Source organism: Desulfosporosinus lacus DSM 15449 (assembly GCF_900129935.1).
Classification (GTDB): domain Bacteria; phylum Bacillota; class Desulfitobacteriia; order Desulfitobacteriales; family Desulfitobacteriaceae; genus Desulfosporosinus; species Desulfosporosinus lacus.
Genome location: NZ_FQXJ01000009.1, coordinates 160,495 through 185,486, shown reverse-complemented (window position 1 = coordinate 185,486; position 24,992 = coordinate 160,495). Strand labels below are relative to the sequence as shown.

Sequence of the window (24,992 nt, the reverse complement as noted above, 5' to 3'; positions counted from 1 at the left end):
ATATTTGATTAGGAGGAATTATTATGGCAGGTGCAAATGTTAAAACCTTTACTACTGCAAATTTTGAGTCGGATGTTCTGAAGTCGGAGCAAGCGGTTTTGGTCGATTTTTGGGCTCCTTGGTGTAGCCCATGTCGTATGGTTGCTCCTGTTATTGATGAACTTGCTGATGAGTATGTTGGCCGAATCTCCATCGGGAAGGTTAATGTCGATGAGAATGGCCCTATCTCTAGTGAATATGGAGTTATGAGCATACCTACACTGGCTATTTTCAAGGGGGGCAAAATGGTTGACAAAATTACTGGCTTCCGTGGAAAACCTGACCTTGTCAAAATGCTCGAAGCCCATATCTAAATGTCAATAATATATGCCGATAACAAAAGGCGATGCCCAATTTCGGGCATCGCTTTTTTGGACTTACAAAGGAAGGGATTTTATTACTTTAATTTAGGGAGCCGGGGTTAGGCTAACGTTTATTATCCGTGGTCTTAGGGGGGGTGAAAAGCTCCTTCCCCATTTTCGAGGGGACGTAAAAGGTTTGTCCCTGAACAGTTGGGGGCAGGTAGGTTTGGTCAACCCAGTGGTCCGGGTAAGAGTGGGGATAGAGGTATCCTTTTCCGTTCCCTAATTTTTCTGCGCCGGGATAGTGTCCGTCTTTAAGTTCGGGGGGAACTTCTCCGGTAGGATGTTTTCTTACATAATTCAGAGCCTTATCGATGCTCGTGACAATACTGTTGCTTTTAGGTGCAGTTGTAATGGCTAGAACTGCTTGAGCTATGGGGATCCTTGCTTCAGGCAGGCCCAGCCATTCAAGTGCATTTGCCGCCGCATGAGCCTGAAGCATGACCATTGGATCCGCCAAGCCCACATCTTCTGACGCATGGACGATAATCCGTCGGACAATAAAACGTGGATCTTCACCCGCTTCAAGTAAGACCCCTAACCAATAGAGCGCCGCATCGGGATCTGAACCGCGCATACTTTTAATAAATGCGGAGATGATGTCATAATGATTATCCCCTGATTTATCGAACCGGATGGCCCGTTGTTGTATGGATTCTTCCGCTATATCAAGTGAGATATGACGAATTCCGTTTTCTGGCGCGGTAGTAAGAACTGCCAGCTCTAAAGCATTAAGGGCGCGGCGTAAATCTCCGTTAGCATAATTAATCCAATGCTCCCATGCCTCAGAGGTAATTTCTGCTTGATATTGCCCTAAACCGCGTTCTGAATCTTTCAGGGCTTGTTCAAGTCCGAGACGAATTTCTGGAGGTTCAAGAAGTTCTAATCTAAAAAGGGTTGAACGACTAAGGAGCGCAGAATTTAATTCAAAGAAGGGGTTTTCTGTTGTTGCACCGATGAAGGTGATAGTTCCATTTTCGACAGCAGGCAGAAGTGCATCTTGTTGTCCTTTATTAAAACGATGAACTTCATCACAAAAAACCAAAGTGCGTTTGCTGTAAAGATGAAGGTTATCTGTAGCCTGGGTAATAATTTCCCGGATCTCCTTAACACCAGAGGTGACAGCATTTATGCGGACAAAACGCGACGTGGTTTTGGCAGCAATGACTTGTGCTAAAGAGGTCTTCCCTGTTCCTGGCGGTCCATAGAGAATCAATGATGAAACACGGTCAGCCTCAATAGCCCGACGCAGGAGCTTTCCAGGGCCGAGAATTTGAGCTTGACCGATATACTCTTCAAGTGTTCTTGGGCGCATACGCTCCGCTAGGGGAGCAACTTGATGTTGATTGAATGTCGCGGAAAAAAGATCCATTGGGCAATGTTCCTTTCTTACAACCTGAGGCTATGGCTTGGCACTGGTCAAGTTTTCTTGAATTATTATATCATGCAGGACGGACATCTGCTTGCAGAGCTTTACCTTTAAAATTGTTAGTTTGATCACAGTAAAAAAGATAGGGTTAGGTTTAAACTATAAAAGAAGTTGAGTTTGGCACCAGTAGACTTGACAAATCCCGAGTGTTTTTATAAGATATAAACAGATAAGAAATATATGAAAAAAAGCGTTTATCTAGTGGAAAAGAGGTGAGGGTGTTGAAACTCTCGACCAAAGGTCGATATGGGGTAAAAGCCATGTTTGATTTAGCTCAACATATGGGTGAAGGACCGACTTCTTTGAAAAGCATTGCAGAGAGGCAGGGTATATCTGAACATTATCTGGAGCAACTAGTTTCCGGTTTGCGTAAAGCGGGTTTAGTGAAAAGTGTTCGTGGTGCGCAAGGTGGTTACTTGTTAGGGAGAGAACCGGATAAAATAAAAATTGGAGATATTATCCGTGTGTTAGAAGGGCCAATTGCTCCGACTGATTGCGTATCAGAGGAGGACCCGGAAATTTGCTCTAAAGCTGAGTTTTGTGTCACTAGGGCAATTTGGGAGAAAGTTAGGGATTCCATCGCGGATGTTCTTGATTCTATCACACTTGAAACAATGCTTGAAGATGCCAAAAAGATTGAATCGGAGCGGAACTTATATATGTATTACATTTAACCTTTATTTTTTTGCTTCAAAGTTTATGATATAAGGGAGTGAGCCCCATGAGGCGAGTTTATTTAGACCATAGTGCAACAACCCCGGTTGATCCAGAAGTAGCTGCTATCATGATGACATATTACACTGAAAAGTATGGTAACCCGTCAAGTGTTCACGGCTTTGGCAGAGAGACTAAACAAGCCCTTGAGCAAGCTCGAAATCAGGTGGCCGAGTTGATCGGTGCTGCTTCTAGGGAGATCACATTTACCAGCGGAGGAACAGAAGCGGACAACCTGGCGATTCTTGGGACAGCTGAAGCGCTTCGTAAAAAAGGTAAGCATATTATTACCTCTTGTATTGAACACCATGCTGTTCTTGAAACTTGTGAGTACCTGGAAAAGAATGGATTTGACCTGACAGTTATACCGGTAGACGAAGAGGGAATTATTTCAGTTGATGAAGTACGGAAGGCTATTCGACCGGATACAATTTTGATTACGGTAATGCATGCCAATAATGAAGTGGGATCGATTCAACCAATTGCAGAAATCGGTAAACTGGCTAAGGAACATGGTATTGTCTTTCATGTTGATGCAGTTCAGTCTCTGGGAAAAATCCCTATTAATGTTGAAGAAATGAATGTCGACTTGCTGACTGTTTCAGGTCATAAGATTTATGGCCCTAAAGGGGTAGGAGCACTCTATGTTCGCAAAGGGGTACGAATTGTGCCTTTAATTCATGGCGGAGGGCAAGAAAGAAAGCGCCGCTCTGGAACAGAGAATATGCCTGGAATCATTGGGTTTGGTAAGGCCTGCGAGTTGGCTGGGCAACGGATGGCGGACGATGCGGAGAAACAAATTAAACTGCGGGACAAACTGATGAATGGTATCGTAGAACGTATAGAATATGTGAAAGTAAATGGACCGGTAGGAGAAAAGCGTTTACCTAATAACGTTAACGTCAGTATCCGTTATGTTGAAGGGGAGTCTTTATTACTCTCTCTAGATATGTTGGGAATTGCTGCCTCAAGCGGATCGGCATGTACCTCGGGGTCTCTGGATCCTTCCCATGTTTTACTGGGTATGGGATTGATTCATGAAATTGCCCATGGTTCGTTGCGCTTCTCTCTGGGTCGTCAGAATACAGAAGAAGACATAGATTATGTCCTTGAACAATTACCGAAAATCGTGGAGCGTTTGCGAATGATGTCTCCACTGTACGATCAGGTTATTCATTCGAAAAAAGCATAATAAGGAGTGAGGAAGAAATGTATACAGAAAAAGTAATGGATCATTTTACAAATCCACGCAACGTTGGTGAAATGGAAAATCCAGATGGTGTCGGTGAAGTAGGAAACGCTAAGTGCGGCGACATTATGCGTATATATTTAGATATCGAAGGAGACATTATCAAAGACGTAAAATTTAAAACCTTTGGCTGCGGAGCTGCAGTCGCAACCAGCAGTATGGTTACGGAAATGGTCAAGGGAAAAACGATTGACGAAGCTATGGTAATCTCCAATGCGGCAGTAGCTGAGGCCTTAGGAGGCCTTCCTGAAACTAAAATGCATTGTTCTAATCTGGCCGCAGATGCACTTCATAAGGCCATTGGGGACTATCGCGATAAACAGCAAAAAAAGGAATAGATGAAGAATGACTCAAACTACAAAACCTAAAGTAGTTGTGGGTATGAGCGGCGGCGTGGATAGCTCCATGGCCGCCGCTTTGCTCAAAGAAGAAGGATATGACGTGATTGGGGTCACTATGCAGATATGGGAAGCAACGGGTCCGGAAGTCGAGGGAGGTTGTTGCTCGAACTCGGCTATTGATGATGCCAGGAGAGTTGCCTTTATCTTGGGAATTCCCCATTACGTCATGAACTTTCGTTCGTATTTTAAGGAGACTGTGGTAGATTATTTCACCCAGTCTTATCTGTATGGTGAAACTCCCAACCCATGTTTGGCATGTAACAAACATGTAAAATTCGGGGAGATGCTCCGCAAGGCCCGTGGATTAGGAGCGGAGTTTATAGCAACCGGCCATTATGCACAAGTGTTACGAGATCCGAACAGTGAACGATTTCTTTTAAGTAATAGTGCAGATGCGCGCAAAGATCAGACATATGCACTGTACATGCTAACTCAGGAACAGCTGGAACATACGCTTTTTCCTTTGGCAGAATATCAAAAAGAGCATGTGCGGGAAATGGCTAGAGAGCGGGGCCTAGGGGTTGGAGATAAGCCCGAAAGCCAAGAGATTTGTTTTGTGCCAGATGATGATTACGCGACCTTTGTAAGGCAGCGATTAGAGGTCCCGATTAAGCAGGGTGATTTTGTAGATCTTGCCGGAAAGAAATTGGGCCGGCATGAGGGGATTATTAACTTCACGATTGGGCAGCGGAAAGGCCTGGGAGTCACCTTCGGTAAACCAATGTTTGTGGTAGGGCTGAATCCTGAGCGCAATGAAGTTGTTTTGGGCGAAGATCGGGATGTGTATACGGATACGCTTTGGGCAATCGATCTCAACTGGATATCGATACCCGATTTAACTGAACCATTAAAAGTTAAGGCCAAAATTCGTTACAATTCCACTGGAGCTCCAGCGACAATTTTCCCTGGCGAAATAGGGTCTGGTTATGGTGTGATGGTACGCTTTGATGAACCACAGCGGGCAGTGACTCCAGGACAGGCAGTCGTCTTTTACCAAGGAAATTTAGTGGTTGGCGGGGGGAAGATTATTTCTGATCCTCGCGGCCGAGATCGCGGGTCGAAGTAAGTTTTCGGCGGTCCCTTCTCGCCGTCCATGGCTACAGGGACACTTGGCCATCCATGGCCGGCGGTCCCTTTCCGCCTTCCATGGCTACAGGGACACTCGACCATCCCTGGTCTTCGCATGCATAAAGTTTGGTTTGGGCGGGCAGAGTATAGATAGAAATTTTTTTAGCGGAGGTGGAAGAACAAATGAGACGCTCACGTGAGATTGTAGGATTGCCGGTCTTGGATTTAAAAAGTGGAAATTCAATTGGTTGGGTACATGATCTGGTGCTTGACAATGAAAAAGATGAGGTTGTCGGAGTTCTTCTTGAAGGCGGACATTTCTTCCACTCAGCTAAAGGTATTCCTCGGAAGGCCATTGCAACGGTTGGTAAAGATGCCCTGACTGTTAATGAAAAGACAGTAGAAGAACTTAAGGGGACAAGATGGTCTGACAAAGTAGGTAATGTAGTCTATACTCAAGGTGGAGACGCTAGAGGCACGATTGAAGATGTTTTCCTCGATGACACCATAGAAAAAATGGTAGGGTTTGAGGTATCTGACGGGCTCTTCGCTGACCTTCTTCACGGTCGGGGGACGATTCTAAAGCCGCATGTCATGATTGATGGGAAAGATATCTTAATCGTTGATAACCAAGTATCCCCCTTGGATCAAGGAAATGAAGGGGGAATGCGATCATGAATTGTCCGGTTTGCGGTGGAAGAGCCATTGGTAAAGTTGGAGTCGAGCAGTTTTACTGTTGGGATTGTTGTGTAGAATTTGCGACTCAAACTGATAAAGTAGTAATTTACGATTTGGCCGAAGACGGCTCTTTGGTGGCTTGGGATGATCCAAGCCTCAATCCCAGTGTTTCTTGTGCAGATGAAGTAATTCCGATTTAGTGAAAAAGGAACGATGAATATTAGGTTCAAAATAAATGTGGTATTCATTATAAATCTGTATTCATTATTCCACGAAGAATAGAAAAGTGTTGATGCGACGCAGTATGAATCCTTCAAAAAGGGTAGGCACCTGTTTATCAAGAATATGAAAGTATTTCACTAATGCTGGATTAAAAAAGCGCGCATCGCGCGCTTTTTAGTTTGTCTTTAGACCCTTTTTAAGAGCGTGCTTCGTTGTTCAGGGAAATACATAAGTTCATTCTGTCCGAGATCCTCGAAAGGAAGTGTACTCTCACGGTTTATGAAATTTAAAAATTGGAAATGGATTTTTACGGGAACGTGTTTGCTGTTGGGTATACTAATTCTTTTCAGGGTGAGGGCAATATTAGGTCCGTTTTTCCTTGCTTTTGTGCTGGCGTACTTGTTAAACCCTCTGGTTGTTGTGCTGGAACGGTATAAAATTAGCAGAAATAGAGCTATTGCGATTGTTTTCTTCTTAATTATTGCCTTTTGTGCTACTGCAATTTTTCTTATTATCCCAATAATCTATAATGAACTAAGTAAATTGTTGGTTATTTTGCCTCAGACGATTCAGTCGATTACGGATATGATCGAAGAGTTTCGGAATCAGTTTAAGGCAACAGGGTTACCTAATCGAGTTGCGATTGTCTTAGATGAACATTTAATTCAAGGGGAAACAATGATTGCTGATCGGCTTAACCAATTTCTAGATAACTTGCCAAAGGCACTGTCTTCAGTGACTCTTTACATGTTGTCGCCGGTTATTGCCATTTACATTCTGGCAGACTGGAAAGGCTTAGGGGAAGGATTTTTTCGGATTATCCCTCAACGCTGGAGGATGGAATGGCGACGGTTGTGGCAAGACATTAATCATGTCGTAAGGCAATTTGTGCGAGGAGATTTATTCGTAGCAGTGATCGTAGGGATAATGATCGGTATAGGGGTAAAACTTGTTGGCATGGATTATGCTCTGTTGATTGGCCTTATTTGCGGAATTTTTGACCTTATTCCCTATTTCGGGCCTGCAATTGGGGCAGTTCCAGCGATACTATTAGCTTTAACGCATTCTCCGGTGATGGCCTTAAAGGTTACCTTGGTTATTTTCTTTGTGCAACAGCTTGAAGGGAATATAATATCTCCTAAGCTTATGGGCGAGAGTGTCGGACTTCATCCTCTTTGGGTTGTTTTTGCCCTCTTAGCTTGTGGAGAAATTGCAGGGTTTTGGGGTATGTTCTTGGCCGTCCCTTTAGCTGCGGTCATTCGAGTACTGTTTAAACATATTTATTTCAGGCTGGTGTCTACGAAAGTCTAATCTAGTTGACAAATAAGACATTCCCTGTATATACTTTATAAACAATGGAAATTTTATATTACTATCATAATTAAGTCAGAAAGTACCGCTCAAGCCCGGTAAGATACAGGGTGATCCCGAAAAAATCTCGTCCCTGATTGACAAAGGGAGAGATTATTTTTTTATACCAGTCGGAAGGGATAATTTGACTGTTATTTCTTGATTGAATTTAAAGGGGTGTTCATATTGTATTCAGGCAATGAATTAAGGGACATGTTTCTTAAGTATTTTGAGGCTAAAGGGCACAAAATTCTGCCTAGTGCTTCGCTTATTCCCAAAGATGATCCGACATTGTTGTTAACAGTGGCGGGCATGGTTCCTTTTAAACCATATTTCCAACGTCAGGTTGAACCTCCCTTTCCACGGGCTACCACTGCTCAAAAGTGTGTTCGAACTCCGGATCTCGAGGAAGTAGGAAAAACTGCCCGTCATCATACATATTTTGAAATGTTGGGAAACTTTTCCTTTGGAGATTACTTTAAAACGGAAGCAATTCCCTGGGCTTGGGAGTATATCACCAATGTCTTGAAAATCCCGGTTGAAAAACTGTGGGTAACCATATATCCCGAAGATCAGGATGCCAAACAGATATGGGAAAAAGCAGGGGTTAAGTCCGAGCGAATCGTAGGTGATCCGGAGAACTTTTGGGCGGCTGGTCCGACAGGTCCTTGCGGGCCTTGTTCTGAGATTTATGTCGACCTGGGTGCAGCCAGAGGGTGTGGTAAACCAGGTTGTGCCATAGGGTGTGATTGTGATCGGTTCTTGGAAATATGGAATTTGGTCTTTATGCAATATAACCGTGATGAAGCAGGGGTATTGACCCCGCTTCCAAAGCAAAATATTGATACGGGGATGGGCCTGGAGCGGATCGCCTCTGTGATGCAGGGTGTGGAAACCAATTTTGACACGGATCTATTCCGTCCTATTATTGATCATGTTGCAACCTTAGCCGGAATCAAATATAAGGATAATGCTAAAAATGACTTAGCTTTAAAAGTGGTTTCAGACCACGTTCGAGCGGTTTCATTTATGTTGTCCGATGGAATTCGGCCCAATAATGAAGGCAGAGGATACGTTCTTCGTCGTATCTTGCGCCGTGCTGTTCGGTTTGCTAAACTCTTAGGGATTGACAAACCCTTCTTGGAATCCGCCTTTCAAATTATACAAAGGGACTATGCCCACGCCTATCCGGAGCTCAAAGAAAACGAGAATTTCATTCTCAGTCACTTAAATTTAGAAGAGAAGAACTTTCAAGCAACGTTAGAACAGGGCACTCAGTTATTGCAAGAAAAGGTCAAGGAGCTTATCAAACAAGGGGAGACCGTGTTAACCGGAGCGGATGCCTTTTATTTGTATGAAACCTACGGTTTCCCTGTAGAGTTAACCGAAGAAATGCTGGAAGAACAAGGGCTGTCCGTAGATATGCTGACCTTCCAGACCGCTTCTGAGGAACATCGTCTCCGAGCGAAAGAACAATCTCAGCAAATGCGTGCTGTGGTCGAAAGCCCGGAACTTATGGCAAGGGCTAAATCCTTAGGAACTACACCCTTTGTCGGCTATGACAAAGTTTCTATAACCACTCGAATTGAAGGCCTGTTTGTCAATGGCAAAGAGATGCAGGACGCCGGTGAGGGGGAAGAGGTTATGATCTTCCTGTCAGAGACTCCTTTCTATGCAGAAAGCGGAGGGCAGGTGTCTGATGTAGGGGTGATCCGAACATCCCGTGCCGAGGCCCGGGTGCTTGAAGTGAAAAAAGGTGTGACAGGAACCCTTTATCATCGGGCTGAGGTTAAAACAGGGGTATTACATGTCGGGGAATCCGTAGAAGTGGAAATTGATAATTTTGACCGTCTGGCTACGACTCGTCATCACAGCGCGACCCACCTTCTTCAGACTGCTTTGCGCTCGGTTTTGGGGGACCATGTTCAACAAGCAGGGTCATTAGTGACTCCAGAACGCCTGCGCTTTGATTTCACGCATTTTTCTCCAATGACACCGGATGGGTTAAGGGCAGTCGAGGGGCTGATTAATGAAGCTGTGTTAAAGAATATGCCGGTAAAGGCGACAGAAATGTCTTTAAAGGAAGCTAAACAAAGCGGAGCTACGGCACTTTTTGGAGAGAAATATGGAGAAACTGTCAGGGTTGTAAGGATGGGGATGTTCAGTCAGGAATTGTGCGGTGGGACCCATGTTAAGAGCACTGGAGAAATCGGACTTGTGAAAATCCTTAGCGAAGGCGGAATAGGGGCCGGCTTGCGTCGGATTGAGGCAGTTGCCGGTCTGGAAGCCCTGGCATACTTCCGTTCCCTTGATGAGCAGGTAATGGAAGTAGCCCAGAACCTTAAAGCACAACCTTTAGAAGTCGGGAAGCGTGTAAATGGTCTGGTGACCCAGGTAAAAGACCTTGAACGTGAAATCGGACAACTCCAAGCAAAGCTTGCCAAGAATGAAGTTGGAGGGTTATTGAGTAGGGTTGAGGAGGTCGATGGAATTCAGGTCATAGCTGCCCAAGTGCAGGCCCCGGATATGGAAAGTCTTCGTCAAATGGCAGATTTAATTCGAGACAAGATGAAATCCGGAGTTATCGTCTTAGGTGCTGTAAGCGAAGGAAAGGTTAACTTTGTTACAACTGTTAACCCAAAAGGTTTAAGTGGGCTTCATGCAGGACAGATTATTAAGGAAGTAGCCAAAATTACCGGCGGCAGCGGTGGCGGTAAGCCAGACATGGCACAGGCCGGCGGTAAAGATCCCAGTAAATTGGGTGAAGCTATAGATCGAGTTCCCAATCTTCTCAGAGGATTTCTTAAAAAATAGAGGAGAATCATACTGAGAGTAAGAATATCTAATTTAAGTTGAAAAAGCCGTATACGAAAAGGCGAAAGGTGGACAGGGAAATGGATCGAATGGAAGAAACCATGATGTTTAAGGCTGTGGGAGATGAAGCGATTTCAGCCCACGATATATTGCAGAAGGTGTATGCCGCGTTACAGGAGAAAGGGTATGACCCGATCAACCAAATGGTGGGTTATCTCATGTCTGGCGACCCTGTATATATTACCAGCCACAATCAGGCGAGATCAATGATTCGTAAACTTGAACGCTTTGAGCTGATCGAAGAACTGGTTAGAACCTATTTGCAAGAAAAATAGTGAAATGTACTTTGAACCCTCACTAAATGCGGTGAGGGTTTCAACTTTAGAGCGTACAGTGCGAATGAGTGCAGGCACTAAAGGAGTTTTAAAATGCGTCAAGTTAAGCTTGGCTTGTGGGGAGCAGACGTTTCAGAGGTTTGCTTTGGAAGTCTGGCAATATCTCCGTTGCAAGGCCGTGTAACAGAAGCGGAAGGAATCTCTGTTCTGCGCTATGCGCTTGAGCAAGGGGTTAATTGGATTGATACTGCAGAAATATATGACAACTATGGACAAATTGCTGAAGCCATAAAAGGACATCAGGACGCTCGAATCGTCAGTAAATCCTACTCTGTCACTGCTGAAGAAATGCGTCTAAGCATAGAGAAGGCGCGTACTGCTCTTAAGCGGGATACCCTTGATTTTTTCTTGCTTCATGAGCAAGAAAGTGCTTTAACCTTGAAAGGACATCTGGGTGCGTGGGAAGAACTCCTGCGGGCAAAGGAAAAGGGTATAGTTCGCTGGATCGGCATTTCAACCCATGCTGTTGCCGGAGTCAGGGCAGGTGCCCTGTTGCCCGGGCTTGATGTGATTCATCCCATCTTAAACTACCAAGGTCTGGGGATTATTGATGGCACTTTAGGCGAGATGCTGGATGCTATTTCTTTTGCAGCTGACCTGGGTATAGGGATTTATGCTATGAAGGTTTTTGGGGGTGGGCATTTAGCAAGCGATCCTGAAAAGGCCGTAGCCTTTGTCCGTGGTGTTTCAGGTGTGCAGAGCATGGCTCTGGGAATGTCCAGCCAAGAAGAAGTGGATTATAATCTTCTCTTGTTGGCAGATAAAGAAGTCCCGGAGGAGTTGCAGAAAAAGGTAAAGCATAGGCAACGGAAACTATATATTGCAGATTGGTGCCAGGGGTGTGGGCTTTGTTTGGAAGCTTGCCCTCAGGGCGCTTTAAGTATTGAAGAAAATATATCGGTAGTTGATGCCAAGGCTTGTGTACTTTGTGGGTATTGCGGAAGGGTTTGTCCCCATTTTTGTTTAAAAATCGTCTAAGTATTTCTTGATTAAAAGTATATTCAGGGCCAGATGTTGTTAGATTAAGGAGAAATTATGAGTTGGCTGTATTTGATTTTAGCAATTATTTTTGAACTTTGTGGCACTACTTTAATGAAACTTTCCAATGGGTTGACAAAAATTGTTCCTGCCATTGGCATGTTTGGCTCGTATTTTTTATGTTTTTGGTTATTGTCATTGGCCTTAAAAGAAATTGAAGTAAGCGTGGCATATGCAATATGGTCAGCGGTAGGGATAGTGGTTATTTCTGTAATAGGAATAGTGTTTTTTAACGAAACAGTTAATGCCCTCAAAATAGTTTCTATACTTCTGATTGTGGCTGGAGTCATAGGATTGAATTTAAGTGGTTTAAAGCATTAATCGATATTTATGAACAAAATAGTTTTGATTAAAACTAGGAGTCAGCTTGGAGGGAATACTGTTGAGAATTATGGGATTGGATTTTGGGTCGAAGACGATTGGTGTGGCGATGAGTGATGCATTATTTTGGACGGCCCAGGGAGTTAAGACGATTAGGCGCTCCAAGAAGGAGCTTGATGAGTTGCGTGAACTTATACGGGAGTATGAGGTTATGGAGATAGTCATTGGGTATCCTAAGAATATGAATGGAACCCTAGGGCCTCGATGTACTTTGACCGAGGAGTTCGCTGAGGTTTTACGTGCGGAATTTGGGCTCGAAGTTAAGTTGTGGGATGAACGTTTAAGTACTGTTGCAGCCCAGAGGACTCTGATAGAAGCGGATGTGTCGCGCTCGAAGAGAAAACACGTTATAGACAAAATGGCGGCGGTATTTATCCTTCAGGGTTATCTGGACAGTCGGCAAAATAGAAATACTTAAGTGCAATATTTGACAATCATTACCTACAATAGTACAATGACAATATTCTTTGATAAGAGGTGAATCATATGACTGACCATGAACATAACCATGATGAGCATGACGCGGAAGAGTTTGATACTGTCATTCTCACAGATGATGAGGGAAAAGACCATGAGTTTCTTCATCTAGACACTTTGGAACTAGAAGGTTCTACATACTTTGTCTTGATGCCTATCTCTGAGGACGAATCAGAAGAGGATGAGGCTATTATCCTTAAACTCGGTAAAGATGCTGAAGGCGGCGAAATGTTGCTTGACATCGAAGACGATGAAGAATGGGAAAAAGTGGCTGATGCTTGGGAAAACCTGGTAGAATCCGAAGACGAAGAATAAGTTGGACTAATTTTATCCCGTGTATATTTGGGAATACTAAGAACTCGCTGAAATAAATTCGGCGAGTTCTTTTATTTTGCAGTCAGAAATGATTGCCTTCTATTCTGAGTTGGATATTGTGGCGGAAAATAGTGAGATTTTTCAACATCTTCATTCAAGGTGGATTTTGATGATGAATAAAATTAATGATTGAGATAAACAGCAACCTCTGCGGAAATACTAAAGTTGAGAAAAGAGGAGGTGTTGAAGATAAAGTATATAGAAAAAGTAAGAATACGGGGTCCTTTTTTTGCTGGAGTTCTTTTTTTGCTCATTTTAATAAACGGATGTAATTCTTCAAACCTTGTCCCTGATAAACTTTCTGAGGATGCACAAGATAGTAATCGAGTTGAAATAACTAATAGAATTATTTCCGATGGGACCAAAATTGACGATTTGGATTTAAGTGGCACTCCATTGCCTGAGGCATCCGTAAAGATAGAAAATTGGGCAAAGGACAAGCTGGAAGAAACCCGTGTACTGTTGTACAATGATACAGAGATTCCTGTAACTCTAAGTGACATAGGGATTGAGGTGGATACTCAGAAGATTATTGAGAAGACACAGATTAGTCCCGGAACTGCTCTGTCCAGTGTCTTAAAAGTGGATTCACTAATAGCAAGTCAAGAGCTTCGGGAGAAGCTTAAAAAGTTTAATAGACCAGCCAAAGATGCTTCTTATAAGATTGAAAAAGATGCAGTCGTCATTCAGCCGGGGGAAAGTGGGCGGACGGTCGATGTCGAAAGCTTGATTAATCAAATTCAAGAAGCTCCTCTAAGTGATGTGCCGGCACGGATCGTCATTCCCATGGTAGAAGTTCCGCCAGCTGTTACTACTGAGTCGGTTAAAGCCTTAGCATTCGATGCTGTCATCGGGGAGTTTTCCACTAATTTTTCAGTCAAAGAAAAGAATCGTTCTGCTAATTTGACGGCTGCCGCTAAAGCGCTGGATGGCAAAGCGCTTCTTCCCGGAGAAACTCTTTCTTTTAACGAGAAAGTAGGTCCGCGTGAGCCTGAGACAGGGTATAAAGAAGCTTATATAATTGTAAACGGGGAGTATGTGCAGGGAACCGGAGGGGGCGTGTGCCAGGTGTCTTCGACTCTGTACAATGCCGTATTATTAAGTGATTTAGAGATAGTGGAACGGAAGCCTCATGCTGTTGTCGTTAGTTATGTGCCATCCGGTCAAGATGCGACGGTTAATTATCCCAACATTGATTTCAAGTTTAAAAATAATACCGGCAGTTTAGTCTACTTGCGCACAGAAGTTAAACCAGGCGTTCTGACGGTTAGGATTATGGGTAAGAAAACGGATAAAACCGTCCGAATTGAACGGCAAGTGGAGAGAGAAATTCCCTATAAGACAGAAAGACGACTAGATTCCAAGTTGCGCAAAGGACAAGTCATTCGGGAACAAGCCGGTTCTAAAGGGATTATTGTCAATACGTGGCAAATTATTCGGGATGGGACCGGCAGTGAGACTAAGAAGTTTCTGGGTCGTGATTGGTATGCTCCGACAAATCGCATATTACGCGTAGGGACTTAAAAGAGGATCTCACTGGAATAACAGAAAGAGAGAGTGAGAAATGGCCAGAAAAAAGAAGACCATTGGCATATTTACGTGGATTGTTCTTCTTTCCTTGGTCGGGGGTTTCGGATTATTGTCTTGGTGGAATTGGGCTAACATGCCCTACTCCACGTCGGGAAACACAGAAAAGATCACGATTATTTCTGGAACAACCGCAGGGCAATTAGCCGAAGAGTTACAAGAGCGCCATCTAATACGCAGTGCGTGGGTGTTTAAGTTTTTAGCTCGTGAACGTCAAGAAGATTTCAAGTTGTATGTTGGGGATTATCAATTAGCCCCTGGAATGTCCCCGAGGGAAATGATAGATCGCTTAATTGGTCGCTCAGTTGCCTCAGATACTAACCTGGTGACCATCCCGGAAGGGTATACTACCAAACAAATTGTCGAACTCCTCGTCCAAAAAGGAATAGGCAGTAAAGAAGAGTATATGAAAGTTGTTACGGAAGATGAGTTTTCCTATTCATTCTTAAAGGATGCCCCTAAAGGGGTTCACCGCTTGGAAGGTTATTTATTTCCTAATACCTACGATATTCCTGTAACCACAACTCCTCATGCCGTCATTGATTTGCTTCTTCGACAATTTGAGAAAGAGCTGACGTCGGAAGTACAGAATCAACTCACTGCTATGAAGCTTACCGTTGCTCAGTGGGTTACCTTAGCCTCTCTCATTGAAAAAGAGGCAGTGAAAGAAGCTGATCGCCCATTGATCTCTTCAGTGTTAATGAATCGATTAAAGATTAATCAGCCCCTTCAAATAGATGCTACTATTCAATTCTTACTCGAAACTCCAAAAGCGAATCTTTCTTACGATGATCTGCAGATTCCCTCTCCCTATAATACTTACCTCCATTCCGGATTTCCACCGGGTCCGATTGCCAGTCCGGGACATGCTTCCTTGCAGGCGGTATTAAACCCGGCCCAAACGGAGTTCAGATACTATGTGGCCAAAAAGGACGGCTATCATGTATTCGCTAAAACCTATGCAGAGCATCTCAAAAATGTTAAAGAGTATCAGTGAGTTAATTGGTAGATTTGTTCCACGTCTTTGTCACCGCGGCCGGAAATATTGACGATGAGAATTTGCTCAGGACTCATTGTTGGGGCAAGCTTAAGTGCATAAGCTACGGCATGTGCGCTCTCCAGAGCCGGGATGATGCCTTCAGTTCGGGAAAGGCGATGGAAGGCATCCAGAGACTCATCATCTGTAATACTGACATATTCTGCACGGCCGATGTCCTTAAGATAGCTGTGCTCGGGTCCAACACCGGGATAGTCCAGACCGGCTGAAATGGAGTGGGTGGCAAGAGGCTCTCCGTTTTCGTCTGCCATGACGTAACATTTAAATCCGTGTACGATTCCGGGAGCTCCGGCGGTGAGGGGAGCAGCGTGTTTGCCAGTTTCCAGACCCAGACCCGCCGGCTCAACTCCTATGAGTTTAACAGAGGAATCATTGATAAAGTTCGCAAACATGCCGATGGCGTTGCTGCCGCCGCCAACACAGGCCATGACAGCATCAGGAAGTTTACCTTCAGCTTCGAGTATTTGCTGACGTGCCTCCCGGGAGATAATCGCTTGGAAGTGTTTTACAAGGGAGGGGAAGGGATGGGGACCGACAGCAGATCCCAGCATATAAAAAGTATTCTCATAGTTCACGGCGAAGTCCCCTAAGGCTGCATCCACAGCATCCTTCAGAGTACGCGTTCCAGATGTGACGGGGACTACTTTGGCTCCTAAGAGTTCCATGCGGAAGACATTAAGAGATTGGCGCTTTGTATCTTCTTCTCCCATATATATCACGCATTCCATGTCAAAGAGGGCACAGGCTGTTGCTGTGGCCACGCCGTGTTGTCCCGCTCCGGTTTCTGCTATGACCCGTCTGGCGCCCATGCGTTTAGCAAGTAATGCTTGGCCAAGGACGTTATTGATTTTGTGCGCACCGGTATGGTTGAGATCCTCACGTTTGAGGTAGACTTTAGCCCCTCCTAATTGATGGGAAAGTTTTTTTGCATAGTAGAGGGGATTGGGGCGGCCTACATATTGACGGAGATAATAGTCGAGTTCTTGATTGAAGTCAGGGTCATCTTTATACCTTTCGAAGGCGTCGTCTAGCTGATTCAAGGCATTTTCTAATTGAGGAGGGACAAAACTTCCGCCATATTCACCAAAATAACCTTTTTCCATAATAAATTCCTCCATCTCATAATTTTAATATTGGAAAACTAAAAAACTTTCCGCCCTTCAAAGGACAGAAAGTTAATTTCTATATGCCACCTTTTTGTATGGGATCTACATAGTAAAATACCCATATTCCAAGCTTAGATACGGAGCAGGATGCATTTCTCGGCAACAAATAAGCAGATGCGGAGAGTAGACCTCTCGATATCCGTGTCTCTGTAACGGGAAACCCCCGGTATCACCTACTGATGCAAAAGCATGTTCGGATTACGACTCTGAGATCCATTCGGTCTGCGGGAAGTGTATCAGACTCTCACCTTCTCTGACTCGCTAAAACATTCCTCAAAGACTTACTAATTCTCTTCATTGTCTTGCATGTTAATTTTCTGTATTGTAATATGGCAGAAGGCACTTCGTCAAGAGGTGCTATGGAAAAGATTTATAGTTAGGGGAATCTTCATGAGAAAACCGGAATTGTTAGCTCCTGCTGGAGATTGGGAAAAGTTAAGATACGCTCTGGCCTACGGAGCGGATGCTGTTTATATGGGAGGGCAGGCTTTTGGGCTGCGGGCTTACGCCGGGAATTTCGGTTTCCAGGAAATGGAGCAAGGGGTTCGCTGGACCCATGATTTAGGGAAGAAACTTTATATAACGGTAAATATCTTCGCCCATGAGCCCGATTTTGAAGAACTCCCGGCTTACCTCAAGCAGTTGGAAACCTTAGGTGTGGACGGAGCGATTGTCTCAGATCCGGGGGTTATTGCGCTAGCCCAGGAGGTGGCTCCTCGACTGCCTCTTCATTTAAGCACACAGGCCAATAACACAAATTCATATTCCGTTCGATTTTGGCTGAAGCAAGGGATTGAGCGGGTGGTTCTCGCTCGAGAACTGACGCTGGAAGAGATAAGAACGGTACGTACCAAAGTGGATGGGGGACTGGAAATCTTTATCCATGGAGCCATGTGCATGTCTTATTCCGGGAGATGCTTGCTGAGTAATTATTTAACAGGAAGAGATGCTAATCGGGGAGAGTGCACTCAGCCCTGTCGGTGGGGATACGCACTTGTGGAAGAAAAACGGCCGGGGGTAGTCTTTCCTATTGAGGAGGATGAACGCGGGACTTATGTGTTTAACTCACATGATTTATGCCTCTTGCCCCATCTGCCCCTGTTAAAGTCAATTGATATAGACAGCTATAAGATCGAAGGACGGATGAAAAGCGTTCAATATGTTGCCAGTACAGTTAAGGTTTACCGGGAAGCCATAGACACACTTTGGGATGAGGGGGAAGAAGCCTTTCAGGCCAAGCTCCCTCAGTGGTTAGAAGAGATGGACAAAGTCAGTCACCGGGATTATTCGGCAGGATTTCTCTTTGGTAAGCCGGGGGCGAGCTCGCATAATTTAGTTTCTTCTCATTATGTTCGGGATTATGACTTCGTAGGAGTTCGGTTGGATGAAGGGATCATAGATAACGAAGCCGCAGATGCCACAGAACCCACAGAGGAGAACACAGCCTGGATCGAGCAACGGAACAACTTTAAGCTGGGAGAGGTTTTAGAGGTTTTAACCCCCCAGGGCGACTGTTGGTCGTTTGAAGTTAAGGAAATGTGGGACGCTGAGGGAGAACCGTTAGAAGTGGCTCGTCATGCTCAGCAGAAGATTAGGATGACCGTCCCGAGAAAGATTCTTCCCTATAGTATTTTGAGGCGGGCGAAAAGCGAGAGAAAGTGAGCAGATAAGGAGACGAGCGGATGACTTATGATGGTTCAGAGCAATCAAGCCCTCTTTTTTGGGATGTTGATGTTATCGTTAAAGCGCGCTTAGCACGGGTAGAAATGCAAATGTTAGATAAACTTGTGGAGGGGTTAGGGCATTTAGGCATTGTAACAACAACGAACAAAGCTTTAGGAGAGGTTATGATTCAAACAACCAAGCATTGTTGGCCAGATTTAAAAAAGGCCATAGAACAGATGCCTTTTGAGATAGAGTTCATTTAAGAGACAAATATATTTAAGACAAATATGGAGAATTAGGGGATTAGCTGATGAATTTTTCAGACCAACCAGGGGCACACCCTTCGGATATTGACCTTATCATAAAAGCGCGCATAGATCGGTCACAGATCCAAATGCTTTGCAAACTTGTGGAGGGCTTAGGGCACCTTGGCATCGTAACAACTACGAACAAAGAATCAGGGGATGTCATGATCCAAACGACAAAGTATTGTTGGCCTGAGTTGAAAGAATTGGTATTAAAGATGCCGTTGGAGATCGAATTTATGTAAATAGCAGAAGTAACGCAAATAGCAGAAGGAACCCAAAGGGTTCCTTCTGCTATTTACGGACCATCAATTTTTTAATGGCTTGATCGAGCCCCTCTAGGGTTAGTTCATACATTGGAAAGACACTCTGTACCATTTTAATAGTGTGATACCCGTGAACTCGTTCCCAATATTTCTCGGGTATGGGATTAAGCCAAACATTATACGGAAAGGTCTTAGCTAAACGTTCCAACCAGGTGTATCCCGGCTCCTCATTGCCTAAATCCCAAAAGATGTTGCCATCGATCATCGTGAGTTCACTTGGGGCCATGGCTGCATCCCCTATGATAATGACTTTATAATCTTTGCTGAGTAAATGCATAGTATCAACAGTTTTGACTGCCCTGCGAGGACTGCAAGTAGCGTCTAAATACAGCTGATCATAAAAGCAGTTGTGAAAGTAAAAGAACTTTAGATCCTTGAAATGAGAAGACTTATGCACTGCAGAAAACAACTGACTGCAGATTTTGGCATAGGGAGCCATGGATCCCCCCGTATCCATGAGGACAACAAGCTTAACAGTGTTTTTGCGCGGCCTTGTCCATACAAGTTTCAATTTCCCGGCATTTTTACAGGTTTTATCAATAGTATCATCTAAATCAAGTTGGTCTTTAGCTCCGTCAAGACGTGTGCTGAACTGACGCAATTTACGCAAGGCGACTTCGAACTGACGCACTCCTAAGGTTTTGTCACTGCGGTACTCCCGGTAATTTCGCTCTGCGGCTACTTTCACCGCGGATTGCCCGTATGACTCGCCCCCTATGCGCACTCCCCCGGGATGAAAACCTGAGTGCCCGAAGGGGGAGGTCCCACCCGTTCCGACCCATTTATCTCCGCCGTGATGAGGACCATCCTGTGTACGCAGACGTTCATCTAAAGCCGATTTTAAACTCTCCCAATCGGGTAAACCTAGTTTATTCAAAAGTTCATTGCGTTCTTCTTCGGAAAACATCTTAGGTGGTAAAGGATTTTCCATCCATTTGGAAACCTGATCTAATAATTGTGCAGGGGTCTCTATCCCTCGAAAATAGTTCTGAAAAGCAAGGTCATATTGGTCAAAGTGACTTTCGCTTTTGACTAAGACAGCTCTGGCGAGATAGTAAAATCCTGATAGGCTTGATCCGGCCAAACCTCCGTTAAGTGCCTCCATCAAGGTCATCCATTCGGTGATAGAAACGGGAACCCCTTCGCGTCGTAATTGATAAAAAAAGTTAGTATACATAGTCTGCTCTACCAGCCGCGACTGTTGGCGCGTGACGAGCTGTCTGTCCCGCGCGAATGAAGTTGCCTTAAGGCCAAATCAAAATCTTGATTCTTCTTTAACAACGCACCTAAGAAAGGGATTTCCTTTGAAATTCTATCCGGTTCAATACCGCCAATGGTTAAGGCCTGCACCCAATCGAGAAGTTCGCTGGTACTGGGCTTTTTCTGTAAGCCTGCGACACTTCGCAACCAATAGAAAGATTTTAGTGCTTCCGCCAGCAGTTTAGATTCTAGCTCAGGAAAATGGACGTGAACAATCTCTTCCATCATTGCATGATCAGGAAAGTCAATATAATGGAAGATACATCTCCGCAAAAAAGCATCCGGCAGTTCTTTTTCCGCATTGCTGGTGATGATCACGATGGGTCGATGTTTGGTGGTGATGGTTTCCCCAGTTTCCGGGATGTAAAAGTTCATTACGTCTAATTCCCAGAGCAGATCATTGGGGAATTCTAAGTCCGCCTTATCGATTTCATCGATTAAAAGGACAACCCGCTCAGTAGATTCAAAGGCTTCCCCGAGTTTACCCAACTTAATATATCGTTTTATGTCCGAAACATTCTGTTCCCCGAATTGACTGTCATAGAGGCGTTGGACCGTGTCATAGACATAAAGACCATCCTGTGCTTTGGTGGTAGATTTAATATTCCAGATCAGTAATCGGAGTCCAAGAGAACGGGCAATGCTTTCCGCTAAGACGGTTTTGCCGGTACCGGGCTCCCCCTTGATTAGGAGCGGTCTCTTTAGGGCGACTGAGATATTAACACTGTTGCGAAGATCGTTCGAAACTATGTAATCGTCAGTTCCTTGATAGGATACATGATCGGTCATTTCTATAATCCTCCTTGTAGTAACTAAAACTATTTAATATAATAATACCACTATTCAGTTAATTTTGTATATTATTATTGTTATGTTTTGAAAACTGACCTTTATTATAGGTTATAACTCCTGCAAAATGGCAACATTTTATGTGGGAGGGATAGATTAGCATGATTAAATCCAGCAAAGAAGGCGGGTACACACTAACTGAGCTTATGATTGTCATTGCGATCGTGGGGGTTCTGGCATTTCCAGAGGTTGAGCAGGTTAGAACCGCTGCGAAACTTACAGGGGTGCAGGGTAATTTTAGATCAGTCATAACAACTATTTACGGATTGCAGAACTCGGATGATGTCGCCACAAAATTAACGTCGTATTTTGGCAATTCACTATATCCTGAAGTTGAGGATATGACAAATCCAATTACCAATAAGATGGGTGTGGCAACGGCGCTGGCGCCTGCCAAAGAATCGACCCCGGCAGTCTATGTATTAGACGGGACTCTGACTGCTGTACCCTCAGAAGTAAAGCAACCAGAATATAAAGGAGCAGTCGTAGCAATTATACACGCTGATAATATTATTACAGTCTATGGCTGTGACGAAACGGGGAGGCTAATGACAGGATTACAAAAGACTATACAATTATAATATTGAAACGGCTATATAAATATTTTTGTACAAATTTTTAAATGTTTCAGTATTATTAATGAGAGAAAGAGCTGAATCGACAAATTAAAATTAATACCGATCCTTCTTAGAGGTTTCTCCTCATTGACGATTGTTCAAATAGCAGATAGAATAAGACTATTAGGGCAAAAGTCCTAATAGTCTAGGACTAAAGGGAAGAATTCTCAAAAAGGAGAGATGAGTCGAGATGCCGGAACGAAGAAGGGATGATGGGTTTAGTCTAATTGAACTCATGATGGTTATTGCGATCATTGGGATTTTGGCGACTGCCTTGATACCACAGTTTGGCGAGATCAAGACATCGGCAAAGATTACCGGTGTTGAAACCAATATTAGATCTGTAGTTATTACCATTTCAGGAATGCCTTCTTCAGAAGATATTGAGGAGGCTTTAGATGATATAATGGATAATATGAGTAATCCTATTACAAATAAAACAGGAGTGGGGACAAGTCGACCTGACTCTAGAACGCTGACTCAAGCAGTTTATGTTTTTGATACTGAAGATGAAGCTTCATACTACGACACAGACATTAGATATAATGGGGCAGTTATTGTTTATGAGCATAATGATTTTAGTGCGGATGTTTTTGCTTGTAATGAGCATGGGGAAATAATTGATAGCCTTACTTCAGTAGTGGAACGATAAAATAATTTTTTCTGTATTTCTCGCAAATAATCTTAAATATTATATTTTTGGATATTTTAGCCTATTGACGATTCGTTCTAAAACAGATAACATAAATGTGTATAGGACAAAAGTCCTGAAGGACTAGGTAATTAGGGAAAAAGTACACAAAGGAGAGGGATGAATAAGTTGCATGAAATGATCAAGCGGAGAAAAGATCAGGGTTTTACGCTAATTGAACTTATGATTGTTATTGCGGTGATTGGGATTTTAGCGATTGTGTTGGTACCGAAGGTGGGGACGATTAAGACTCAGAGTAAGGGTACAGGTGTAGAAACTAATATGAGAGTAGTCCAAGGTTTTGTTGAAAGCAAAATAAACACTTGGGTGAATCAAAAAACCACTGCAACCACCGCAGCTGGAATTATCGACGCGGCTTTTACTGGAGAGAGTAATCAACTTACTAATCCATATACTTCACTTGCAGTCGATGCTGATTCAGGCGTGGATGCTGATCCTGTAAATGTTCCATTGTATATATTGACTACGACAACAGGGAATGATATAACGTCTGGTAATTCAGGCGTTGGAAAGACTACTGGAACTGTAGTTATTTCAATAGAAGGTGGTGAAAGTACCACGGAACCAATAACTGAAATAAATATTTACGCACATGATGACAAAGGTGCACTTTTAAAAACTGTAAAAGTTACTCCGTAGTTTTAAAAGAATTTGATTTTCAGATCCCAAAAGGGTGTTTACCAAAACACCCTTTTCCTATATCCTTAAGTAAACTGAGAGGAGGACACCCCATTGGCTCTACGTCAAGAACGTAAACGTCTCGGAGAAATTCTCATCGCTGGCGGGGTTATTTCTCTGACTCAATTGGAAGAGGCCTTGGCCTTACAAAAATCCCTGGGTCTTCGTCTCGGGGAAGTTTTAATTAAGCAAGGGATTGCCACAGAAGAGGACATTCTGCGGACAGTGCAAAGTCAGCTGGGACTGCCTTCCATCGATTTAAACCGGCTGGTTATTCCTGAACAAGTGCTTAAGTTGCTTCCGGAAGGCGTTGTGCGGAAATATACGGTTCTGCCCGTGGAAATGAGCAATGCTCAGCTTTTGGTGGCTATGAGTGATCCGACGGATTATTTTGCCATTGATGACTTGCGCCTGGCGGCAGGAATGATGGTTAAGCCTTGTTTGGCTAAAAAAGGAGATATTCTGCTAGCTATTGATCGCTTCTATGGCAGAAGCGGTGCGGAAAAGGCTGCTCGTGAATATGCCAAAAAAATGGGCGTGAACGCGGTTGCTATGACGTCCCAAATGACGACTCTTAACTCTGAAGGGGAAGTCGTCGATGAGGAGTCAACCCCGATCATTAAATTCTTAAACACGATTATCGAGAATGCCGTTAATAACCGGGCCAGTGATATTCACATTGAGCCCGTTGAAGAAGAGCTTCGGGTGCGCTTTAGGATTGATGGCGTGTTGCGAGAGATTATGCTTACTCCTATCAGTATGGCCAATCCGGTTGTGAGCCGGGTTAAAATTATGGCTGACCTAAATATTACGGAACGGCGTTTGCCCCAAGATGGTCGTATTTCTTATCTTGTCGGGGGGAAGATGATCGACCTGCGGGTGTCGACGACACCCACAATGTACGGGGAAAAAGTAGTCTTGCGTATTTTGGATAAATCCAGTGTTATACTAGAGAAGGAAGCTTTGGGGCTGGTTGGAAAAGATTTGCAACTATTTCAGGAATTAATCACTAAGCAGTATGGAATCGTTCTGGTTACCGGTCCAACGGGAAGCGGGAAGACGACCACCCTTTATACCGCACTCCAACAATTAAATGTTCCCGAAAAAAACATTGTGACCCTTGAAGACCCTGTTGAGTTTAACTTTAAAGGGGTCAATCAAATGCAGGTCAACCCTAAAGCAGGACTTACTTTTGCCACAGGACTGCGTTCTATCTTAAGGCAAGATCCGGACATTATCATGGTAGGTGAGATGCGGGATAATGAGACAGCTCAAATTGCTGTGCGCTCAGCCTTAACGGGGCATTTAGTGTTATCCACCATTCATACCAATGACGCAGCCAGTTCTATTATCCGGCTCATGGATATGGAGATTGAGCCTTTTTTGATTTCTGCTTCAATTTTAGGGATTATCTCCCAACGGCTTGTTCGGCGCATCTGTCCCCAATGCGCGCTCCAGTACGAGGCAGGTCCGATAGAGCATAAACTGCTTGAACTTCCCGAAGAAACTAACATTGTCCTAAAGAAGGGGCGCGGGTGCCCTTACTGTAATAAAAGCGGCTATAAAGGACGGATCGGCGTCTTTGAGATTATGCCTATAACGACGGGACACAGACAACTTATTGACCGAAGGGCAACGGCGGACGAATTAAGAAACTATGCGATTGCCCAAGGGATGTCAACCCTTAAGCAAGGGGCCATACGCTTGGTTTTAGAAGGGGTCACAACCGTAGATGAACTCCTGCGGATTACTTATGTAAATGAATAGGTTGAGGTGAA

The 24,992-nt window shown here is 44.0% G+C and carries 28 protein-coding genes; 24 read left to right on the top strand and 4 right to left on the bottom strand.

Features of this window, described 5'->3' with window-relative positions; all coding sequences use genetic code 11:
* Window positions 1-23 precede the first annotated feature (23 nt).
* Window positions 24-353, top strand: coding sequence for a thioredoxin (gene trxA / locus BUB11_RS14105; protein WP_073030401.1), 330 nt, complete (start codon window positions 24-26; stop codon window positions 351-353).
* A gap of 112 nt (window positions 354-465) precedes the next feature.
* Here the strand turns inward: trxA and BUB11_RS14100 are convergent, their stop codons facing one another.
* A complete protein-coding gene (locus tag BUB11_RS14100) occupies window positions 466-1,773 on the bottom strand; it encodes a replication-associated recombination protein A (protein ID WP_073030400.1) in 1,308 nt (435 codons plus the stop codon).
* On the opposite strand from BUB11_RS14100, the gene BUB11_RS28025 reads away from it, so the two are divergent.
* The 16 genes from BUB11_RS28025 (at window position 1,741) to mltG (ending at window position 15,576) form a co-directional block, all read left to right on the top strand.
* On the top strand, window positions 1,741-1,884 hold the full coding sequence (locus BUB11_RS28025; protein WP_207650040.1) for a hypothetical protein: 144 nt from the start codon (window positions 1,741-1,743) through the stop codon (window positions 1,882-1,884). The genes BUB11_RS14100 and BUB11_RS28025 overlap by 33 nt on opposite strands.
* Window positions 1,885-2,051: 167 nt before the next feature.
* A complete protein-coding gene (locus BUB11_RS14095; RefSeq protein WP_073030399.1) occupies window positions 2,052-2,504 on the top strand; it encodes an RrF2 family transcriptional regulator in 453 nt (150 codons plus the stop codon).
* Between the two features lie 47 nt (window positions 2,505-2,551).
* Complete coding sequence (nifS, locus tag BUB11_RS14090; protein ID WP_073030398.1) at window positions 2,552-3,736, top strand: cysteine desulfurase NifS; 1,185 nt, start codon at window positions 2,552-2,554, stop codon at window positions 3,734-3,736.
* A 17-nt stretch (window positions 3,737-3,753) separates the two neighbouring features.
* The gene (gene nifU, locus BUB11_RS14085; protein ID WP_073030397.1) at window positions 3,754-4,131 is read left to right on the top strand and encodes a Fe-S cluster assembly scaffold protein NifU; all 378 of its coding nucleotides are present in this window, start codon (window positions 3,754-3,756) and stop codon (window positions 4,129-4,131) included.
* A 7-nt stretch (window positions 4,132-4,138) separates the two neighbouring features.
* Window positions 4,139-5,260 carry a tRNA 2-thiouridine(34) synthase MnmA gene (gene mnmA / locus BUB11_RS14080; RefSeq protein WP_073030396.1) on the top strand — a complete coding sequence of 374 codons (1,122 nt, stop codon included), beginning with the start codon at window positions 4,139-4,141 and terminating at the stop codon, window positions 5,258-5,260.
* Window positions 5,261-5,445: 185 nt separating this feature from the next.
* A complete protein-coding gene (locus BUB11_RS14075; RefSeq protein WP_073030395.1) occupies window positions 5,446-5,940 on the top strand; it encodes a PRC-barrel domain-containing protein in 495 nt (164 codons plus the stop codon).
* Window positions 5,937-6,140, top strand: coding sequence for a hypothetical protein (locus BUB11_RS14070; RefSeq protein ID WP_073030394.1), 204 nt, complete (start codon window positions 5,937-5,939; stop codon window positions 6,138-6,140). The genes BUB11_RS14075 and BUB11_RS14070 overlap by 4 nt, the downstream gene beginning before the upstream one ends.
* A 301-nt stretch (window positions 6,141-6,441) precedes the next feature.
* Window positions 6,442-7,473 carry an AI-2E family transporter gene (locus tag BUB11_RS14065; protein WP_073030393.1) on the top strand — a complete coding sequence of 344 codons (1,032 nt, stop codon included), beginning with the start codon at window positions 6,442-6,444 and terminating at the stop codon, window positions 7,471-7,473.
* Window positions 7,474-7,698: 225 nt separating this feature from the next.
* Window positions 7,699-10,326 carry an alanine--tRNA ligase gene (gene alaS, locus BUB11_RS14060; RefSeq protein ID WP_073030392.1) on the top strand — a complete coding sequence of 876 codons (2,628 nt, stop codon included), beginning with the start codon at window positions 7,699-7,701 and terminating at the stop codon, window positions 10,324-10,326.
* Window positions 10,327-10,406: 80 nt separating this feature from the next.
* Window positions 10,407-10,661, top strand: coding sequence for an IreB family regulatory phosphoprotein (locus BUB11_RS14055; RefSeq protein ID WP_073030391.1), 255 nt, complete (start codon window positions 10,407-10,409; stop codon window positions 10,659-10,661).
* Window positions 10,662-10,754: 93 nt separating this feature from the next.
* Window positions 10,755-11,699, top strand: coding sequence for an aldo/keto reductase (locus BUB11_RS14050; RefSeq protein ID WP_073030390.1), 945 nt, complete (start codon window positions 10,755-10,757; stop codon window positions 11,697-11,699).
* A gap of 57 nt (window positions 11,700-11,756) precedes the next feature.
* Complete coding sequence (locus tag BUB11_RS14045) at window positions 11,757-12,080, top strand: DMT family transporter (RefSeq protein WP_073030389.1); 324 nt, start codon at window positions 11,757-11,759, stop codon at window positions 12,078-12,080.
* A gap of 61 nt (window positions 12,081-12,141) precedes the next feature.
* Window positions 12,142-12,558 (top strand): Holliday junction resolvase RuvX, encoded by a 417-nt coding sequence (gene ruvX / locus BUB11_RS14040; protein ID WP_073030388.1) that lies wholly within the window; start codon window positions 12,142-12,144, stop codon window positions 12,556-12,558.
* Between the two features lie 68 nt (window positions 12,559-12,626).
* A complete protein-coding gene (locus BUB11_RS14035) occupies window positions 12,627-12,932 on the top strand; it encodes a DUF1292 domain-containing protein (protein ID WP_073030387.1) in 306 nt (101 codons plus the stop codon).
* A 306-nt stretch (window positions 12,933-13,238) separates the two neighbouring features.
* Window positions 13,239-14,516 carry a VanW family protein gene (locus BUB11_RS14030; protein WP_242947552.1) on the top strand — a complete coding sequence of 426 codons (1,278 nt, stop codon included), beginning with the start codon at window positions 13,239-13,241 and terminating at the stop codon, window positions 14,514-14,516.
* A gap of 40 nt (window positions 14,517-14,556) precedes the next feature.
* A complete protein-coding gene (gene mltG / locus BUB11_RS14025; protein WP_073030385.1) occupies window positions 14,557-15,576 on the top strand; it encodes an endolytic transglycosylase MltG in 1,020 nt (339 codons plus the stop codon).
* Here the strand turns inward: mltG and trpB are convergent.
* The gene (gene trpB / locus BUB11_RS14020; protein WP_143187619.1) at window positions 15,570-16,739 is read right to left on the bottom strand and encodes a tryptophan synthase subunit beta; all 1,170 of its coding nucleotides are present in this window, start codon (window positions 16,737-16,739) and stop codon (window positions 15,570-15,572) included. The genes mltG and trpB overlap by 7 nt on opposite strands.
* Before the next feature lie 453 nt (window positions 16,740-17,192).
* Here trpB and BUB11_RS14015 point away from each other — a divergent pair, with 453 nt between their 5' ends.
* From BUB11_RS14015 to BUB11_RS14005, 3 genes are read left to right on the top strand one after another with little or no spacing between them, the layout of a single operon-like run.
* On the top strand, window positions 17,193-18,464 hold the full coding sequence (locus tag BUB11_RS14015; RefSeq protein WP_073030383.1) for a peptidase U32 family protein: 1,272 nt from the start codon (window positions 17,193-17,195) through the stop codon (window positions 18,462-18,464).
* 20 nt (window positions 18,465-18,484) lie between these two features.
* A complete protein-coding gene (locus tag BUB11_RS14010) occupies window positions 18,485-18,730 on the top strand; it encodes a DUF4911 domain-containing protein (RefSeq protein ID WP_073030382.1) in 246 nt (81 codons plus the stop codon).
* Between the two features lie 47 nt (window positions 18,731-18,777).
* Window positions 18,778-19,017 carry a DUF4911 domain-containing protein gene (locus BUB11_RS14005; protein ID WP_073030381.1) on the top strand — a complete coding sequence of 80 codons (240 nt, stop codon included), beginning with the start codon at window positions 18,778-18,780 and terminating at the stop codon, window positions 19,015-19,017.
* Between the two features lie 49 nt (window positions 19,018-19,066).
* Here BUB11_RS14005 and BUB11_RS14000 read toward each other — a convergent pair whose 3' ends face one another.
* Window positions 19,067-20,275: a vWA domain-containing protein gene (locus tag BUB11_RS14000; protein WP_073030380.1), complete on the bottom strand. Its 1,209-nt coding sequence runs from the start codon at window positions 20,273-20,275 to the stop codon at window positions 19,067-19,069.
* An 8-nt stretch (window positions 20,276-20,283) separates the two neighbouring features.
* Window positions 20,284-21,147, bottom strand: a complete 864-nt coding sequence (locus tag BUB11_RS13995) for an AAA family ATPase (protein ID WP_073030379.1) — start codon at window positions 21,145-21,147, stop codon at window positions 20,284-20,286.
* Between the two features lie 161 nt (window positions 21,148-21,308).
* Between BUB11_RS13995 and BUB11_RS13990 the strand changes: the two genes are divergently transcribed.
* The 4 genes from BUB11_RS13990 (at window position 21,309) to BUB11_RS13975 (ending at window position 24,981) form a co-directional block, all read left to right on the top strand.
* Window positions 21,309-21,788 (top strand): type II secretion system protein, encoded by a 480-nt coding sequence (locus BUB11_RS13990; RefSeq protein ID WP_073030378.1) that lies wholly within the window; start codon window positions 21,309-21,311, stop codon window positions 21,786-21,788.
* 226 nt (window positions 21,789-22,014) lie between these two features.
* A complete protein-coding gene (locus BUB11_RS13985; protein WP_073030377.1) occupies window positions 22,015-22,476 on the top strand; it encodes a type II secretion system protein in 462 nt (153 codons plus the stop codon).
* 159 nt (window positions 22,477-22,635) lie between these two features.
* Window positions 22,636-23,175 (top strand): type II secretion system protein, encoded by a 540-nt coding sequence (locus BUB11_RS13980; RefSeq protein WP_073030376.1) that lies wholly within the window; start codon window positions 22,636-22,638, stop codon window positions 23,173-23,175.
* A 93-nt stretch (window positions 23,176-23,268) separates the two neighbouring features.
* Window positions 23,269-24,981, top strand: a complete 1,713-nt coding sequence (locus BUB11_RS13975) for a GspE/PulE family protein (protein WP_073030375.1) — start codon at window positions 23,269-23,271, stop codon at window positions 24,979-24,981.
* Window positions 24,982-24,992: the final 11 nt, after the last annotated feature.